The organism is Streptomyces marispadix (genome assembly GCF_022524345.1).
Classification (GTDB): domain Bacteria; phylum Actinomycetota; class Actinomycetes; order Streptomycetales; family Streptomycetaceae; genus Streptomyces; species Streptomyces marispadix.
In genome coordinates this window covers 862,353-877,614 of the sequence record NZ_JAKWJU010000002.1, presented here as the reverse complement: position 1 = coordinate 877,614, position 15,262 = coordinate 862,353, and the positions used below count along the sequence as shown (strand labels likewise).

Below are 15,262 nucleotides of genomic sequence, written 5' to 3'. Positions count from 1 at the left end.
ATCGCAGTGCGGAAATCGACCGCGCCCCAAGAAGCGGATTCGGTAATTCCGCACCCCCGTTTGGGATTTGTGCCGAAGACCGTGAAGACTGCTCCTGTGACGCCGTCCCGTACCCCGCGAGACAACCCGCTCCGCCTCGTCCCCACGCGGCCGATCGCCGCGGCCCGGCGCACCGTGACCGCCCGTCGCGTGCGCCCGTCTCCGCCGCCGCCCGAGGGGCTGCCGCCACGCGAGCAGCTCGCCCGGCAGGCCCGGGCCGCGCTCGCCGACGCCGTCGTACTCGCGCGCTGGGCAGAGCGCAACGAGGCCCTCCCCGGCAGCGGCCCCGAGCGCGAACGTGCCGCTGCCGCCCTGCGGATGCCCGTCGAGCACGTACGCACCCACTGGGACCGCGCCCGCCTCGCCGGTCTCATCGAGCTGCACGGCGGCACCGCCCGCCCCGGCTGGCGGCTGCGTGCCTGGGAGCGCGACGACAGCGCCGTGCTGCGGGGCTGGATGGCCCTCTTCGACGCCTGGTCGCTCGCCTATCCGGCGCCGACTCCCGCCGATCCGGCCCTCGTCGCCGAAGTCGTCGAAGCCGCACCGCAGTTGCTGTCCGTGATGCATCTGACCGCCGGTCCCGTCACCTTCCCCGTGCTGCACGATCTGCTCGCCCAGCGAGTGGCCGAGCTACGGGCCGAGCGTGACGCCGCCGACGAGGTCCCCGCGGCGGAGGGCGGTCCGGGGGCCGAGCACAACGACCACGCCGACCAGGTGCTGCTGCCGGGCCTGCTCGACTGGGCGCTCGACGGCTTCGCCGCCGTGGGCGCCCTCACCCGCTGCACGGACGAGGGGTCCCTCCCGCTGACCGCTCCCTCCGGTACGCCGCGTGCACCCGCCGAAGCCGAAGCCGTACAGGAGGCGGCGGCAGCGGCAGAGGGCGTGACCGGCGTACGCGAGGGCTCCGCCGTGCTCACCCCCCTGGGCAACTGGGCGGTGTGGACGAAGCTGGAACAGATCTGTGTCGCCGCCCAGAGCCCCGCCGGGAACATCGAGCAGTCCGCCCAGGACATGCTGCGCGGCTGCGCACGGCTCACCCCCGGCCCCGCACGCGACGAGTACCGCGCCTGGATCGCCGCGCGCTCCAACGGCACAGCCATCACCGAACTCCTGGCAGCCGCCCGCGGCGAGGACGCCCTCATCCGCGGACTGGCCTTCGAGGCACTGCGCGTCGTCGGCGCCCCCGCCGAACCGGCCGTGCGCGAAGCCGCCGAGGAACCGCCCCTGCGGCCCTACGCCCTGCTCTGGCTCGCCGAACTCGACGGAGCCGACCCCGAGGACCTGGCAGGCGGCGCCCCCGGAGTGCTCAGCAGGCAGGAGGCGACATGGCTGTGGGTCGACACCGCGGCGGCGGTCGCCGACCACGGTGAACAGCGGCTCCTCGTCGACCACTTGGAGACCGCCGTGCAGGGCACCGTCCCCAAGCTGCTGGAGGAGGTACGCGCCGTGGGCCACCCGCGCACGGTGCAGGTGCTGGTCGCCCTCGCGGCCGCACACCCGGACCCCGCGCTGGCGAAGGCGGTGCGCCGCGCGGCGTTCCAGGTCCACACGGGCGGCATCTGACCCGCGCGGCGACCGTCGCCGGTACGCACGAGCGACGCCGAGCGCACCCGCGCTCGCGCCGCACCGCCGCAGGTCCGCCCGCGCCGGAACCCGGCGCTGCCCCGCGCGGCCTGCTCGACTCCCGTGCGTGCGCCGGGAATTCAGCCGCTCAGCTCGGGCACGTACGTACCGAAGCTCCACACGTTCCCCTCCAGGTCCCGCGCCATGTAGTCCCGCGAGCCGTAGTCCTGGTCGGTGGGCTCCATCAGGATCTCCGCCCCCGCCCGTCTCGCCCGTGCACAGTGCGCGTCCACGTCGGAGACCACCACGTAGACCCCCGCCGGGCCCGCCCCGCTCATCGCCTCGGAGAAGACGCCCCCTCTGCCCTTGGTGCCCACCATCACCGCGCCGTTGCCACAGGCGACCTCGGCGTGCAGCACGGTGCCGTCGTCCGCCTCGTAGAAGGCCGTGCGTCTGAAGCCGAACGCCTCCTCCAACTGCCCGATGGCGGCCTTCGCGTCCTCGTACAGCAGCGTCGGATACAGCGTGGGTGCGTCGGTCATGGCACTCGCCCTCCTCACGGCTCCCGGAGGCCCCGTCCGTCACCTCCGTCCTCCCCGCAGTGTGGCAGCGGCCACTGACAACGCCGGGAAAAGCAGTTGTGGTGCGCCGCTAGACTGGCTGCCATGGCTACTCACCTGACGCATTAGCGCCGTACGTACGCGCCCGCTCCCGTCCGTACGTACGACCTCACCCTGCCTGGAGTAGTCCGCCGTGATCACCGCCACCGGCCTTGAGCTGCGCGCCGGCGCCCGCATTCTGATCGAGTCCGCGACCTTCCGCGTCGCCAAGGGCGACCGCATCGGCCTCGTGGGCCGCAACGGAGCGGGCAAGACCACGCTCACCAAATGCCTCGCCGGCGAGGCGGCCCCCGCCGCCGGCACGGTCACCCGAGGCGGCGAGGTCGGCTACCTCCCGCAGGACCCGCGCACGGGCGACCTCGACGTGGTGGCCCGCGACCGCATCCTCTCCGCCCGCGGCCTCGACGCCGTCATGCGCAAGATGCGGGAGAACGAGGACCGCATCGCGCACGGCCAGGGAGCCACCCGCGAGCGGGCGTTGAAGAAGTACGAGCGGCTGGAGACGGAGTTCCTCACCAAGGGCGGCTACGCCGCGGAGGCGGAGGCGGCCACCATCGCCGCCAGCCTCGGCCTGCCCGACCGTGTGCTGGGCCAGCCCCTGCACACCCTCTCCGGCGGTCAGCGCCGCCGCGTCGAGCTGGCCCGCATCCTCTTCTCGGACGCCGACACCCTCCTGCTCGACGAGCCCACCAACCACCTCGACGCCGACTCGGTCGTCTGGCTGCGGGACTTCCTCAAGACCTACCGCGGCGGCCTCATCGTCATCTCCCACGACGAGGCGCTGATCGAGACCGTCGTCAACAAGGTCTTCTACCTCGACGCCAACCGCTCGGCGATCGACATCTACAACGTGGGCTGGAAGCAGTACGTCATCCAGCGCGAGGACGACGAGAAGCGCCGCAAGCGCGAGCGCGCCAACGCCGAGAAGAAGGCCGCCGCCCTCAACTCCCAGGCCGACAAGATGCGGGCCAAGGCCACCAAGGCCGTCGCCGCCAAGAACATGGCACGGCGGGCGGAGAAGCTGCTGTCGGGCCTGGAGGCGGAGCGGCAGTCCGACAAGGTCGCCAAGCTGCGCTTCCCCGACCCGGCGCCCTGCGGCCGTACGCCGCTGATGGCGGAGGACCTCTCCAAGTCCTACGGCTCGCTGGAGATCTTCACCGGCGTCGACCTCGCCATCGACAAGGGCTCCCGCGTCGTCATCCTCGGCCTCAACGGCGCGGGCAAGACCACGCTGCTGCGCCTGCTCGCGGGCATCGAGGACCCGGACACCGGCAAGGTCGTACCGGGCCACGGCCTCAAGCTGGGCTACTACGCACAGGAGCACGAGACCCTCGACCCGGACCGCACGGTCCTGGAGAACATGCGCTCGGCCGCGCCGGACATGGACCTCGTGGACATCCGCAAGACGCTGGGCTCGTTCCTGTTCTCCGGTGACGACGTGGACAAGCCGGCGCGGGTCCTCTCCGGCGGTGAGAAGACGCGGCTCGCGCTGGCGACCCTCGTCGTCTCGTCGGCCAACGTGCTGCTCCTCGACGAGCCCACCAACAACCTCGACCCGGCCAGCCGCGAGGAGATCCTGGGCGCGCTGCACACGTTCACCGGCGCCGTCGTACTGGTCACCCACGACGAGGGCGCGGTCCAGGCGCTGGAGCCGGAGCGCATCATCATGCTCCCGGACGGCGTCGAGGACCTCTGGAACGACGAGTACGCGGATCTCGTCGCCCTTGCCTGACCGGCTCCGCCCCGCGTACCTCGCCGCGGCCCGCCGCCTGTCCATGGGCCCTTCCGTCGCGCCCTCCTTGATCAATCTCTGCTGGATCATTCGGCCGACGCTTGATCCTTCATATGAGTGAGGACGGCTCGTATCCCCGGCGTGGCCGCCCCCGTGGATCACGGACCTGTGGCACACGGTCCGGATGCGGGTGCCGTGACGAAGATCTCCCTCCCTGACCTGGAATTTCGCCGATGCCCGGCCCCTGACCGGGTAAATCCGGCCACCGGAATCGCTGATTCCAGCAGCCACGGGCCGTAGTGCGCCGGTCACGGCAGTTCCACGGACCTTGCCGAATGGGTGGCCAGAACCAGGGGGAGGGGTGATCATGAGAGTCACAAAGCGCACTTCCCATGAGGAGGCACGGGTGGCCGAGACTCTGAAGAAGGGCAGCCGGGTGACCGGCACCGCGCGCGAAAAGCTCGCGGCAGACCTCAAGAAGAAGTACGACGGCGGCGCGAGCATCCGGGCGCTGGCCGAAGAGACAGGCCGTTCCTACGGTTTCGTGCACCGGATGCTCAGTGAGTCCGGTGTGGCCCTGCGGGGCCGCGGCGGCGCGACACGAGGCAAGAAGTCCGCCTCGGCCTGACAGGACTACCAGGCATCCCTCACGGTGGTTACTCTTCGGTTAACTTAACCGCTGAGTAGCCACCGGAGGATGTCGATGACCCTGCTGGACAAGGACGGCGTGCGCCTCGCCGTCGACGGCGCCGTGGCCACGGTCACGCTCTCGAACCCGGCCAAGCGCAACGTCCAGTCGCCGGCACTCTGGCGGGCGCTGACCGAGGCCGGACGCATCGTGCCCGGCGACGTCCGCGTCGTAGTGCTGCGTGCCGAGGGCAAGTCCTTCTCGGCCGGCCTGGACAGGCAGGCGTTCACCCCGGAGGGCATCGACGGCGAGCTGTCGTTCGTCGATCTGGCGCGTGGCTCCGACGAGACGGTCGACGAGACCATCGCGGGCTTCCAGGAGGCGTTCACCTGGTGGCGCCGTCCGGATCTGATCAGCATCGCCGCCGTGCAGGGGCATGCCATCGGCGCGGGGTTCCAGCTCGCTCTCGCCGCCGACGTACGGGTGTGCGCCGACGACGTCCAGTTCGCCATGAGAGAGACCAGCCTCGGTCTCGTCCCCGATCTGGCGGGCACCCACCCCCTGGTGCAACTCCTCGGCTACTCACGTGCGTTGGAGATCTGTGCCACGGGACGCTTCGTGCACGCGGCCGAGGCGGAGCGCACGGGCCTCGCCAATCTCGTCGTCCCGGCCGCGGAGCTCGACGGTGCCGTCGGCGATCTCTCGGCGGCGCTGCTGGAGGCGCCGCGTGACGCGGTCGTGGAGACCAAGGCGCTGCTTCAGGGGGCGTCGGGGCGTAGCTACGACGAGCAGCGTGCGGCGGAGCGTGCAGCGCAGACGCGGCGCCTTCGCGATCTGGTGGGGGCGGGCGAGTAGGCGCGGGCAAGGCGTGCCACTCGGCCGTCGGCGGCGGCCGGAAGCCAGGCGTCCGCCCTCCCGTGTACGGCTCGTAGGGCCTGGTCGGCGATCCCCGTTCAGCGGTCCGCGGCGATCCCGTCGGCGGTCCTCGTTCAGAGGTCCGTGGCGTCGATCGCGGTGACCAGCACGGCCACGGTCACGGGCGCGTCCGGCTCCTCCGCGTCCCAGGCGGCGGCCTTCTCCGCGGCATGCCGTACCGCCCGCGCCACGTCCAGGACCCGGGTCCCCTCGGCGACCGCCAACTGGATCCGCAGATGCCTCCCCGCCTCATGGCCGTCACGGGCTGCCGCGGCGGTGACGCTCACGGCGTCGGCGGGGAGGCCGCCGTGCGTGGACCCCAGTACGGGGGCGAGGCGCGTCACGCCCGGTACGGAGATCACCGCCTGCGCGGTGGCGGCGCCGCGAGGATCGTCCGCGGGGGCGGGCGGATGAGTGGCGGCCGAGGAGCCCGGTCGGTCGCCCGGCCGGGGTGTGCCCTGCCCGTACGGCCGGTGGCCGCCCTCGCTTTTTCCGGCCGCCGTGGCCGACGGGCCCTGCCGGTGCCGGGCGGCCCCGTGCCCGTCGTGGCGGTGCCCGTTCCCGCCCTCCAGCAGGTCCGTGATCCGCAGATCCACCGCGTCCACGCGCAGCCCCAACTCCCGGTCCGCGGACCGCAGCAGGGTGGCCCGCAGCAACTCCGCCATCGTCGTCAGCGGCGCGTGCGGAGGCGACGCGAACTCGGCGTCGATGTACAGCCGTCCCGGCCACAGCGCCGACGGGGGCGGCGGCACGGCGGGGGGCTCGGCCAGTTCCGGGTCGGCGAGGGAGAGACGCAGACCGCCCATGTGGACGTCCGGCAGCTCCTGGGAGACGGCCGACCGCAGGGCGGTCACCGCCGCGCTCTCCACGAGCCACGCTCCGTCGGCCGCGTCGCCGAGCGGCAGCAGCCGGCCGAGCCCGAGCTGTTGCCGTACCGCCCGTGACAGCCCTTCGGCATCCATAGCGAGCCACGCTCCGTCCTGTTCGGAATCCGCCCGGTGACCGCCGCAGGGGCGGCGGGCAACGCAACCCCTTCCCGCACCGGGGCGGGTCGCGAACGGGCCTCACTCGGCCAATCGCGCTCGCGCGAGGCGAACCGGGACAAGCAGTCCTAATGTGGCACAAGAGCGGTGATTCGGAACCGCTTCCCTCTCGGAAAGGGGCGAAGGCCATGGCCGAGACCAAGACCGGCAACCGTTTCGAGTCCACCGGACAGGGGCAGCGCACGGCCTCACGCGACGGAGCGGGGGAGTCCAGCCGCACACAGACCGACCCGGGCAGCCGCGGACGCACCACCATCGCCGACGGCGTGGTCGAGAAGATCGCGGGGCTGGCCGCCCGCGACGTTCCCGGCGTTCACGCGCTGGGCAGCGGCATGGCCCGTACGTTCGGCGCGATGCGCGACCGCGTGCCCGGCGGCGGGAGGTCCCCGGCGCGCGGCGTGAGCGCTGAGGTCGGCGACGTACAGACGGCGCTCGACCTGGAGATCGTGGTCGAGTACGGCGTCGCCATCGCCGATCTCGCGCGGTCCGTACGGGAGAACGTCATCTCCGCGGTGGAGCGGATGGCGGGCCTGGAGGTCGTCGAGGTCAACATCGCGGTCAGCGACGTCAAGCTGCCCGACGAGCAGGAGGAGGAAGGAGAGGAGTCGGGCGGTGGCCGCGGCAGAGTGCAGTAGCCGCGCGGCGCACGACCCTGACGCCAGACATGTGTACTGAACGAAGGGGCGCACGATGACGATGGCCGTGATCGGCTTGATCGCAGGGATGGCGCTGGGCTTCGCCGGATACTTCGGCGGGTTCGGTGCCTTCCTGCTGGTGGCGGCGCTGGGCGGGTTGGGCTTCTTCGCGGGCCGCTTCCTCGACGGTGACCTGCGGGCGGAGGACTTCTTCCGTATGCGCGAAGAGGGCCGGCGCAGATGACGCGGCGGACGGCTGGGCCGGGCCGGTGACCGGGACGAGGGAGGCGGCGCCGGAAGGAGCGGACGGCGACGGTCCGGAGGACGCCGGTACGGGCCCCGGCCCGGGAGGCGCCCGTGACGAAGGCGCCCGTGACGAAGGCGGTTCGGAGCGCGGTGCGACCACCGTCGTCGAACGGGTCGTCGCCAAGGTCGCGGTGCAGGCCGCGCGTGAGGCGCTGGGGGAGTGGCCCGCCGCTCGCCGGGTGCCGCCCGGGGTCGACCACCGGCCCCGCGCCTCGGCCAAGTTGCGGAACGGGACGGCCCGGGTCCGTGTCCTCGTGGAGCTGGGCTACCCTTCCGACATCGGCGCGCAGTGTGCTGCGGTGCGTCGACAAGTCGCTTCACGGGTAAAGGAATTGGTCGGCGTTCACGTACCGGACGTGGCTGTGGGCGTGGAGCGGCTCCACTCCAGGCAGTTGGACGGCGAGAGGTCCGGGAGGGTCCGGTGAGCTACGAGCGCACCCAGCGGCTGCCCACGCTGGAGAAGGAACCCCAGCCGCACACGGCACGGGAGGCGGGCAGCGGAGACCTCGAACAGACGACGTCCGCCGCGGGCTACGACCCCGGCGGCGGGCCCCGGCAGACAGGCCACGCGGGGCGGTTCTGGTCCGTGCGGCGCCTGCCCGCGGGAATCGTCGCCCTGCTCGCGCTCGCCGCGGCGGGGCTGATGCTCTACGACCTGATCTCCGTGCGGGCCGGACGTTCCGCGATGAGCTGGCGCCGCGCCCTCGCCGATGAGATGGCCACCACCCCCGTGGACGACCCCAAGGTCCTCGCCGCCGCCTGCGTCGTGGCGCTGCTCGGCGTATGGCTGATCGTGCTCGCCGTGACGCCGGGCCGCCGCGGGCTGCTGCCGATGCGTCAATCGGCCGGTGTACGGGCGGGGTTGGAGCGTACGGCCGCCGCGCTCGTGCTGCGGGACCGTGCGATGCAGGTGTCCGGCGTGCAGTCGGTACGTGTCGCCGTGGGGCGCCGCAAGGTCAGGGCGCGTGCGCGGGCGCACTTCCGCGATCTGCACGACGTACGCGGAGACCTCGACTCCGCTCTCGGCTCCGGAATCCGCCAGCTCGGTCTGGCGCGTCAGCCCGGCCTGTCCGTACACGTAGAGCGCCCGAAGAAGCGGTGAGCGGAATGGACAGAGCCCTGCGTAGCGTGAACCGGGTGCTGCTGGCACTGGCGGGCCTGCTGCTGCTCGCTCTCGGACTCGCGGCGCTCGTCGGCGGCTTCGACCTGGCCCGCCACTGGAACTTCGACATGCCCTCGGGCTGGCCTTGGGCGAGGCCGGACGACGTGCTGCTGTCCGGCACCGACCGGACCAAGTGGCGCGACGAGAGCTGGTGGTGGCCGTCCGTCTTCGCCGGGCTCGGCCTGCTGGTGGTCCTGCTGCTGTGGTGGCTGCTGGCACAGCTCCGCAGGCGCAGGCTCGGCGAGGTGCTCGTCGAAAGCGGCGACGGCGAGGGCGCGTTGCTGCGCGGCAGGGCGCTGGCCAATGTGCTGGAGGCGGAGGCGGCATCCCTGCCGGGAGTCGACAAGGCGGCGGTACGGCTGACGGGGCGGCGGACCGCACCACGTGCCTCGGTGGAGCTGCTGCTCTCGGCACACGCGGAGCCGGGGCCGGTGCTGGGACGCGTCTCCGGCGAGGCGCTGGAGAACGCACGGTCGTCCGCTTCGCTGGAGGCGCTGCCCGCGGAGGTGCGGCTGCGGACCGTCAAGCACCGCCCCGAGCGCGTGGTCTGACGCGCGGCTGCTCGACTCGGCCCTGCCCAGCCCGATCCGGTTCGGCCCGATCCGGTTCAGCTCAGTCCGCTCCAGCCCCGGTCCGGTCCGGCTTCAGTCGCGCGGTCCCCGCCCGGCGGCCCCAAGCGGACGCCGGAACACGGGAGTTGCTGTCGCGCGGTCAGAAGCCTCGCCGGGCGCCGCCGTCGACGGGCAGCATCACACCCGACAGATACGAAGCCGCCGGTGACAGCACGAACGCCGCCGTACGGCCGAACTCCTCCGGCGACCCGTAGCGCCGCAGCGGGATCGTAGCCTCGTTGCGCTCACGGGCGGCGTCGCCGTCACCGGAGAGCGAGTCGAGGTACTGGAGCCGCTCGGTGGCGATACGCCCCGGCAGCAGTCCCAGCACGCGGATGCCCAGCGGCCCGGCCTCGTTCGCGAGCGTCTTGGCGAAGCCCGCCAGCCCGGGGCGCAGCCCGTTGGAGAGGGTGAGCCCGGGGATCGGCTCGTGCACCGAACCGGAGAGCACGAACGCGATGACGCCGCCCTCGCCCAGCTCGCCCGCCGCCGTACGCGCCAGCCGTACCGCCCCGAGGAAGACCGTCTCGAAGGCGGAACGCCACTGCTCGTCGGAGAGCGAGTCCGCCGGGACGCCCGCGGGCGGGCCGCCGACGCTGATCAGCACGCCGTCGAAACGCCCGAAGCGGGTCTTCGCCGTCTCGATGAGGCGCTCGGCGGTCTCCGGCGCGGTGTTGTCCGCCCCGATGCCGACGGCCGACCCCGCACCGAGCTGGGCGGCGGCCTCGGTCGCGGCCTCATCCGTACGGCCTGTGACGACCACCTTGGCTCCGTCGGCGACGAGCGCTTCCGCCGTGGCGAAACCGAGCCCGCGGGTGGCGCCGGTGATGACGTAGACGCGGTCCTTCAGCCCGAGATCCATGGCTCACAGTGTGCTTCACGGCGGTGCGGCGTGCGCAGGCAGGGTCAGTCCGCGGGGGAGGGGCCGCCGGCCGACGTGCTCGCCGACGCGTTGGCCGACGTGGGCGCTGACGCGGCCTCGGCCCCTGACTCTGCCCCAGGCTCGGGGGCAGCGGGCTGGGAGGAGGGGGAGGAGGGTGCCGCCGTCCCGGGACCGGGGGCGGCCTGGTCATCCGCCGAGTTCCCCGCCGCGTCCCCCGCCAGGCGGTCCCTTCGTTCACGGCGTACGAGGACCACCCAGCCGACCGGAACGGCCGCCGCGAAGAGCCACCACTGCACGGCGTAGGCCATGTGCGGCCCGATGCTGCTGTGGTCCGGCTCGGGAATCCGCTGGGGATGCTTGCCCGGAGGCTCGGGCGAGGTCGCGGTCAGTTCCAGGTAGCCGCGCAGCACGGGCCGGTGGAGCGCCTTGGCCTGCTGCCTGCTGTCGATCAGCATGACCTGCCGCGGCGGCAGACCCTTCTTGTCCTTGATGCCGCTGGCCGCGCTCGTCTCGTCGGCCATGACGCGGCCGGTGACGGTGACCTCGCCGCGCGGTGGCGGCGGCACGTCGGGGAAGCGGGTGAGATCGCCGTCCGCCTCGATCCAGCCGCGGTTGACCAGGACGGTGCTGCCGTCGTCCTGGGTCAGCGGTGTGACCACGAAGTATCCGATGGACTTCTCGTCGGCGGCCGTACGCTGCCGCACCACGACCTCATGCCCGGTGTCGTAGCGGCCCTTCGCCTTCGCCGTACGGAACCGCTCGTCCTCCGACGGGCCGCGCCGAGTGCTGCTGAGCCGGTCGAAGGGCACGGGCGCGGCGGCGAGGCTGGAGGAGATCAGCTTGTTGTGCGCCACCCGGGACTCATGCCTGTGCAACTGCCAGAAGCCCAGCTCGATCATCGCGGGAATGAGGGCGAGGCCGACGAGGGTGAGGATCACCCACTGCCTGGAGAGCAGGAAGCGGTACACGTCAGACGACGGTACTCCCCGGAGGTCACCGCCCCGATGCTGGGGCCACGTCTTCCAGAAGGCGCTCGAAGGTCGGCTCGTCCAGCACGGGAGTGCCGTACGCCTGCGCCTTGACGACCTTCGAGGTGAGGGAGCCCGGGTCGTTGGTGACCAGCAGGCTCGTCAGGCGCGAGACATGGGACGAGATGTGCAGCCCGGCCTCCGTCGCCCGGTCCTCCAGCAGCTCGCGCTCGATGGAGGTGTCTCCCGAGATGGCCACCCGCATCCCCTGCATGAGCCTGCCGCCCGGCTCGTACCGCCCCGGGTTGGGGTACGGGCACGAAGGCCGCTTACGGGAGCGGCGCCAGCCGTAGCCGTAGCCGTAGACGGACGGGCCCGGTGCACCACGGGAGCGACGACCGCCCCATGGACCGGCGTTGACTGCCCCTCCGTACGGGCCCGGACTCTCCGGTCCCTCCGGCCATTCGGTCAGCGGACGGCAGGCGTGCAGCGGCAGCCGCACCGCCTGCTGGACGGCGAGGTGGAGGCTCGGCCGGAACGCCTCGGCCAGCACGCGTGCGTCGTCGAGGGCGTGGTGCGCGCGGCGCTGGCAGACGCCGTAGTGCGCGGCGAGGGACTCCAGCTTGTGGTTGGGCAGCGGCAGCGAGAGCTGCTTGGCGAGGGCGATGGTGCACAGCCGCTGGCGCACGGGCGGCGTGCGCCGCGCCCTGGCGTACTCACGGGCGATCATCGACCAGTCGAAGACGGCGTTGTGCGCGACGAGGACGCGGCCGTCGAGCCGGGTGGCCAGATCGTCGGCGATCTCCGTGAACAGCGGTGCGTCGGCGAGGTCTTCGGTCGTCAGCCCGTGGATCCAGGTGGGGCCCGGATCGCGCTGCGGATTGACCGTCGAATACCAGTGGTCCTCGACCTCGCCCCAGGCGTCCAGCCGGTAGACCGCGGCGGAGACGATGCGGTCGTGGCGGGCGAGGCCCGTGGTCTCCACGTCGACCACTGCGTATCCACCGGGATAGCCCTCGGGCCCCCGCGGACTGCTCTCCGGCCGCCGGTGCTCAGCTCCCGGATCGACGGCCGGTGTCCGAGCGGGGATGCGAGAAGCTGCCGCCGTCCCGTCCTCGGGCTCCTGGCCCGGGGATGCCGTCTGGTCTTCGAGCATGGTCACAGAGAATACGGGGCGGCACTGACATCGCCCGAAGGGCCCGCTGCGGAGAGGGCGAACGCCCTGACTACCGACGGCCCGTCAACACCCGTGCGGTCAGCGGAGGTTGGGGATGTCCGGTACGCGGCCGACGACGCCGCCGTCGACTCCGCGGTGACGCGGACGAGGTCCGGACGCGGGCCTCGCGGGGGTACGCGGGGGCTCGTGGAGACTCCTGTGCGCCGGGTGCGCCACCGTTGCGGACGAGGCATCGAGGCCCGGAGCTGACGGGCACTCATTTTATACTTGTCGGTAACAACCTCTAGCGGGGGCCGCCGTCGGCGCTTACCTTGCTGACATGCCGTCTCAGTTGCCCGACGTCGTACTGTGGTCGATACCCGCCTTCATTCTGCTCACGGTGGTCGAAATCGTGAGCTACCGCATCCATCCGGACGAGGACGCCGCCGGTTACGAGGCGAAGGATGCCGCCACCAGCATCGGCATGGGGCTCGGAAGCCTCGTCTTCGACACCTTGTGGAAGATCCCGATCGTGGCGATCTACGCGGGGATCTACGAACTCACGCCGCTGCGCGTGCCCGTCGTGTGGTGGACGCTGCCGCTGATGCTGCTGGCGCAGGACTTCTTCTACTACTGGTCGCACCGCGGGCACCATGTGATCCGCATCCTGTGGGCCTGCCACGTGGTGCACCACTCCAGCCGGAAGTTCAACCTGAGCACCGCGCTTCGCCAGCCGTGGACCACCTGGACCGTGTGGCCGTTCTACGTGCCGATGATCGCGCTCGGGGTGCACCCGGCAGCGCTCGCGTTCTGCTCGTCGGCGAACCTCGTCTACCAGTTCTGGATCCACACCGAGCGGATCGGGAAACTGCCGCGCCCGATCGAGTTCGTCTTCAACACGCCCTCGCACCACCGCGTCCACCACGCCTCCCAAGGTGGCTATCTGGACCGGAACTTCGGCGGCATCCTGATCGTGTGGGACCGGCTCTTCGGCTCGTTCACCCCCGAGACCGAGCCGTGCGTCTTCGGGCTCACCAAGAACATCTCCACGTACAACCCGCTGCGCGTGGCCACGCACGAGTACTTCGCGATCGGACGCGATCTGCGTGCCGCGCGCAACTGGAACGAACGCGCCGGAAGGGTCTTCCGCGGCCCCGGCTGGTCCCCCGAGGGGCGGTCCGCCACGGACGCGGGAGCCGGGACAGGCTCCGGAGACGGGACGGGTGGCGGTCCCGGCGCCGGCATGCGAAAGGCCGGACCGCCCGAGCGGTCCGGCCCTTCAAAGGATGAGGCCCCGGTGCACCGCGCCGCCTCCTGACCCGTAGGCCCGGGGGCGGCGCGAGCGCCGTTCACTCTGCCGTAGCCCGACTCACTTCTTCACAGCCGCCAGGGCGTCCACGATTCCGTGGCCGTAGAAGCTGTTGTTGCCCTTGAGGCCCGTGCAGTCGGCCTTGTAGGTGCCCTTGCCGTCGGGGTCGTACTCGTCGGGGCAAGTCACGCTCTTAGCCTGCGCCTTGAGCATCCAGGCGACGTCCTTCGGACTGGCCTCGGGGTGCTTGCTCTTGATGAGCGCCGCGACTCCGGCGACCTGCGGTCCGGCCATCGAAGTGCCCTGGAGATAGGCGTAGTCGCCCTCGGGCATCGTGGAGAGCACTCCGCCGTCCTTGGCCGGTTCCTTGGGCGTCTGGTAGCGACGGTCGCCACCGGGTGCGGCGAGGTCGATCTCGTCCAGGCCGTAGTTGGAGAAGTAGGACTTCCCGTTCTCGGCACCCGTGGAGGACACCGACGTCACACCCGGCAGCATGCTCGGAATGTCCGGGCACTCGGCCGGGTCGATCGTCCGCTCGACGGGCTTGCTGTCGTCCGGACTCGTGTCGTCCTTGATCTCGCTGGCGGCGAGGTCGTGAGAGGAGTTGCCCGCGGACGAGACGCTTGTGACGCCCTTGTCCGTCGCGTACTTCACTGCCCTGCCGACCGCGTCGGCGATGGCCTTCTGGTCCGGGTCGTCGGAGCAGTTGTAGAGCCAAGGGTCGGTGTAATAGCTGTTGTTGGTGACCTCGACGCCGTGATCGGCGGCGAACATGAAGGCGCACACCACCGCTTCGCTGAAGAACAGCGACGTCTTCGGCTCGGACACCTTCAGCGAGGCGACCTTCACGCCCGGCGCGGCGCCCGCGACGCCGACCCCGTTGCGAGGGGCGGCGACGATGCCCGCCACGTGCGTGCCGTGGTAGTCCTCGGCGGGGTCGAAGGGACGCCAGGCGCCCGCGCTGGTGTCGGCCTTGCCGCCGACGCAGCTCGCGGACTGCTCCGCCGAGAAGTTGGCCTTCAGGTCGGGGTGGGTGTCGTCGACGCCGGTGTCGATGACGCCGACGGTGACGTCCTTGCTGCCCTGGTCGATCTTGCTGGCCTTGTCGGCCCTGATGACCCGCTTGTCCCACTGGAGAGACTCCAGCGGCTCCTTGCCCTCGGCCTGGGCCTTCGCCTTGGCCTCGGGACCGGTGGCCGACTTCGGGACCTTCAGATACCGGGGCTTGCCCACATCCGTGGTGCCGGCTGCCTCGAGAGGCGCCGTCCGGGTCGCACCGGCCGACTCCACGCCCTTCACCGAACGCATCTCCTTGCCGAACTTCGCGTTCGTGGAGTGGGCGACGATGACGCCGATCTGCTTGTAGGCGGTGACGACCTTGCCGTCCGCCTTCGCTATCTCTTTCTTGACGCGCTCTACAGTGCCGGCGTCCGTCTCGGTGTTGACGACGTAGCTCAGCTTCTCCCCGTCCTTCTTAGGGGACTCGGGGGAGTCCTGCCCGCTCGCGACGGCGGCTCCCGCCAGTCCGAGCGAAGCAGTGAGAACCAGACCCAGGGGCATCGCGAGTCTTCGCCACCGCCTGGAAGGTTGAGAATCCATGGGATCTCCATGTTGTCCGAAGTTGACCACAGAGATGGGAACTTAGCGCCGATCGATGCTGCTCAGCAACGGAATCCCGAAGATGACCCGGGT

Annotated in this window: 16 protein-coding genes; 10 read left to right on the top strand and 6 right to left on the bottom strand. The window is 71.4% G+C overall.

Annotated elements, in window-relative coordinates:
• The first annotated feature begins 174 nt into the window (after positions 1 to 174).
• Positions 175 to 1,602 (top strand): hypothetical protein, encoded by a 1,428-nt coding sequence (locus MMA15_RS03870; RefSeq protein ID WP_372498317.1) that lies wholly within the window; start codon positions 175 to 177, stop codon positions 1,600 to 1,602.
• 140 nt (positions 1,603 to 1,742) lie between these two features.
• Here the strand turns inward: MMA15_RS03870 and MMA15_RS03865 are convergent, their stop codons facing one another.
• A complete protein-coding gene (locus MMA15_RS03865; RefSeq protein WP_241057517.1) occupies positions 1,743 to 2,144 on the bottom strand; it encodes a VOC family protein in 402 nt (133 codons plus the stop codon).
• Positions 2,145 to 2,355: 211 nt separating this feature from the next.
• Between MMA15_RS03865 and MMA15_RS03860 the strand changes: the two genes are divergently transcribed.
• The 3 genes from MMA15_RS03860 to MMA15_RS03850 all read left to right on the top strand — a co-directional run bounded on the left by MMA15_RS03860 (position 2,356) and on the right by MMA15_RS03850 (position 5,437).
• Positions 2,356 to 3,954: an ABC-F family ATP-binding cassette domain-containing protein gene (locus MMA15_RS03860; protein ID WP_241057516.1), complete on the top strand. Its 1,599-nt coding sequence runs from the start codon at positions 2,356 to 2,358 to the stop codon at positions 3,952 to 3,954.
• 406 nt (positions 3,955 to 4,360) lie between these two features.
• A complete protein-coding gene (locus tag MMA15_RS03855) occupies positions 4,361 to 4,582 on the top strand; it encodes a helix-turn-helix domain-containing protein (protein WP_028435537.1) in 222 nt (73 codons plus the stop codon).
• Between the two features lie 75 nt (positions 4,583 to 4,657).
• A complete protein-coding gene (locus tag MMA15_RS03850; protein ID WP_241062968.1) occupies positions 4,658 to 5,437 on the top strand; it encodes an enoyl-CoA hydratase/isomerase family protein in 780 nt (259 codons plus the stop codon).
• Between the two features lie 134 nt (positions 5,438 to 5,571).
• Here MMA15_RS03850 and MMA15_RS03845 read toward each other — a convergent pair whose 3' ends face one another.
• Entirely contained in the window at positions 5,572 to 6,459 is an 888-nt protein-coding gene (locus MMA15_RS03845) for a hypothetical protein (protein ID WP_241057515.1), read from the bottom strand.
• A gap of 209 nt (positions 6,460 to 6,668) precedes the next feature.
• On the opposite strand from MMA15_RS03845, the gene MMA15_RS03840 reads away from it, so the two are divergent.
• Genes MMA15_RS03840 through amaP form a run of 5 tightly spaced genes read left to right on the top strand, consistent with a single transcriptional unit; the run spans position 6,669 to position 9,194 of the window.
• Positions 6,669 to 7,175 (top strand): Asp23/Gls24 family envelope stress response protein, encoded by a 507-nt coding sequence (locus MMA15_RS03840; RefSeq protein ID WP_241057514.1) that lies wholly within the window; start codon positions 6,669 to 6,671, stop codon positions 7,173 to 7,175.
• Positions 7,176 to 7,230: 55 nt separating this feature from the next.
• The gene (locus MMA15_RS03835) at positions 7,231 to 7,419 is read left to right on the top strand and encodes a hypothetical protein (protein ID WP_241057513.1); all 189 of its coding nucleotides are present in this window, start codon (positions 7,231 to 7,233) and stop codon (positions 7,417 to 7,419) included.
• Positions 7,420 to 7,444: 25 nt separating this feature from the next.
• Positions 7,445 to 7,906, top strand: a complete 462-nt coding sequence (locus tag MMA15_RS03830) for an Asp23/Gls24 family envelope stress response protein (protein ID WP_241057512.1) — start codon at positions 7,445 to 7,447, stop codon at positions 7,904 to 7,906.
• Positions 7,903 to 8,583, top strand: a complete 681-nt coding sequence (locus MMA15_RS03825; RefSeq protein WP_372498172.1) for a DUF6286 domain-containing protein — start codon at positions 7,903 to 7,905, stop codon at positions 8,581 to 8,583. Before MMA15_RS03830 ends, MMA15_RS03825 begins: the two co-directional genes overlap by 4 nt.
• A gap of 5 nt (positions 8,584 to 8,588) precedes the next feature.
• Positions 8,589 to 9,194, top strand: coding sequence for an alkaline shock response membrane anchor protein AmaP (gene amaP / locus MMA15_RS03820; RefSeq protein ID WP_241057510.1), 606 nt, complete (start codon positions 8,589 to 8,591; stop codon positions 9,192 to 9,194).
• Positions 9,195 to 9,354: 160 nt separating this feature from the next.
• On the opposite strand, the gene MMA15_RS03815 is transcribed toward amaP, so the two are convergent.
• Genes MMA15_RS03815 through MMA15_RS03805 form a run of 3 tightly spaced genes read right to left on the bottom strand, consistent with a single transcriptional unit; the run spans position 9,355 to position 12,261 of the window.
• Positions 9,355 to 10,116, bottom strand: a complete 762-nt coding sequence (locus MMA15_RS03815) for an SDR family oxidoreductase (protein WP_241057509.1) — start codon at positions 10,114 to 10,116, stop codon at positions 9,355 to 9,357.
• A 44-nt stretch (positions 10,117 to 10,160) separates the two neighbouring features.
• Positions 10,161 to 11,105 carry an SURF1 family cytochrome oxidase biogenesis protein gene (locus MMA15_RS03810; protein WP_241057508.1) on the bottom strand — a complete coding sequence of 315 codons (945 nt, stop codon included), beginning with the start codon at positions 11,103 to 11,105 and terminating at the stop codon, positions 10,161 to 10,163.
• Positions 11,106 to 11,130: 25 nt separating this feature from the next.
• Positions 11,131 to 12,261, bottom strand: a complete 1,131-nt coding sequence (locus MMA15_RS03805; RefSeq protein ID WP_241057506.1) for a DEDDh family exonuclease — start codon at positions 12,259 to 12,261, stop codon at positions 11,131 to 11,133.
• Positions 12,262 to 12,601: 340 nt separating this feature from the next.
• Between MMA15_RS03805 and MMA15_RS03800 the strand changes: the two genes are divergently transcribed.
• Entirely contained in the window at positions 12,602 to 13,579 is a 978-nt protein-coding gene (locus MMA15_RS03800) for a sterol desaturase family protein (protein WP_241057505.1), read from the top strand.
• A 51-nt stretch (positions 13,580 to 13,630) separates the two neighbouring features.
• On the opposite strand, the gene MMA15_RS03795 is transcribed toward MMA15_RS03800, so the two are convergent.
• Complete coding sequence (locus tag MMA15_RS03795) at positions 13,631 to 15,169, bottom strand: S8 family peptidase (protein WP_372498171.1); 1,539 nt, start codon at positions 15,167 to 15,169, stop codon at positions 13,631 to 13,633.
• Positions 15,170 to 15,262 lie beyond the last annotated feature (93 nt).

Coding starts and splice junctions, on each gene's coding strand:
- MMA15_RS03805 (WP_241057506.1), bottom strand. CDS start 12,261: ATGCTCGAAGACCAGACGGCATCCCCGGGCCAGGAGCCCGAGGACGGG.
- MMA15_RS03865 (WP_241057517.1), bottom strand. CDS start 2,144: ATGACCGACGCACCCACGCTGTATCCGACGCTGCTGTACGAGGACGCG.
- MMA15_RS03795 (WP_372498171.1), bottom strand. CDS start 15,169: ATGGATTCTCAACCTTCCAGGCGGTGGCGAAGACTCGCGATGCCCCTG.
- MMA15_RS03850 (WP_241062968.1), top strand. CDS start 4,658: ATGACCCTGCTGGACAAGGACGGCGTGCGCCTCGCCGTCGACGGCGCC.
- MMA15_RS03815 (WP_241057509.1), bottom strand. CDS start 10,116: ATGGATCTCGGGCTGAAGGACCGCGTCTACGTCATCACCGGCGCCACC.
- MMA15_RS03800 (WP_241057505.1), top strand. CDS start 12,602: ATGCCGTCTCAGTTGCCCGACGTCGTACTGTGGTCGATACCCGCCTTC.
- MMA15_RS03840 (WP_241057514.1), top strand. CDS start 6,669: ATGGCCGAGACCAAGACCGGCAACCGTTTCGAGTCCACCGGACAGGGG.
- MMA15_RS03835 (WP_241057513.1), top strand. CDS start 7,231: ATGACGATGGCCGTGATCGGCTTGATCGCAGGGATGGCGCTGGGCTTC.
- amaP (WP_241057510.1), top strand. CDS start 8,589: ATGGACAGAGCCCTGCGTAGCGTGAACCGGGTGCTGCTGGCACTGGCG.
- MMA15_RS03845 (WP_241057515.1), bottom strand. CDS start 6,459: ATGGATGCCGAAGGGCTGTCACGGGCGGTACGGCAACAGCTCGGGCTC.